Annotated in this window: 1 pseudogene; it reads right to left on the bottom strand. The window is 42.0% G+C overall.

Going from position 1 to position 941, the window contains the following annotated elements:
- Positions 1-582: 582 nt before the first annotated feature.
- Positions 583-941, bottom strand: a pseudogene (locus tag EI28_RS14585) (hypothetical protein); the annotation flags it as partial.

Genomic DNA, 941 nt, shown 5'->3' with positions numbered 1-941 from the left:
GCCAATGTCAGACAAAGTATTACCAATATCAAACAGTAACGATATGATAGACGTTCGTGCCACCTAAGCAAACCCCAAACGAATAGTGGCATCAACATGAAAAATATGCCTCGTGCAGAAACCGTCCATAACGTAAACACAATAGTTAATGGAGCCAAGGAAAATAGAAGAGCCACAAGGTATCGGAAAGAGAGACGATCACTGAATCCACCTGCTAATAAGAATGACGTAAGCACCCCAAATAATCCAAAGATTAATGATGAATAATAGATCACCCACTCCATACTTAGATCAGTGGTTAAAGACGTAACAGCCAAAATATGCGGCAATCCAGAAGTATAAGAATATGGATACAAACCAAAAAATGACAAGGGGGACAACAGCCATGCCGCGTAACCAGTTGAACATATTTCTTGAGCTATAGCATGAATGAAGAGAGAATCAGTTCCAAGTTCATGTGGAGCAATAGGGAGTCTTATAATTAGATTTAGAGTTAACAGTAAAATAGGAATTAAGGCCAATACACTTTTGCACGAACAAATATTTTGTTTCATCACAGCTACATCCTCATAAAGTCTTCAACTAAACTTTTATCTTGAAGTCTGGGTTTTTCTTAGCCACAATAAAACTATTCGGGTAATTCTCAATAAACCACGTCATAAACGCCGTGACATCGATCTTCTCCTGTAGCAGTTTCTCTCGCTTAACGGCCCATTCCTGCTTGATATCCGGTCGCTGAATTAACTCAATTGATTTTCCGATAGCCTCGTCCGGGTCGGCAAAGTTGAATATTAACCCGTACGTCCGCTCAAGTTCAACAAAGTTGCTCATATCATCGGGGCCCACAAACGAGTTGCACCGCACTGCAGGAGTGCCGAGATACGCCGCTTCGGTGGTTGAAGTCTGGGTGTCGCCTACGAGCAGGGAAGCGTAGTACAGTA

Source organism: Methanoculleus sp. MH98A (assembly GCF_000691865.1).
Classification (GTDB): Archaea; Halobacteriota; Methanomicrobia; order Methanomicrobiales; family Methanoculleaceae; genus Methanoculleus.
This window is presented reverse-complemented; position numbering and strand designations above follow the sequence as displayed.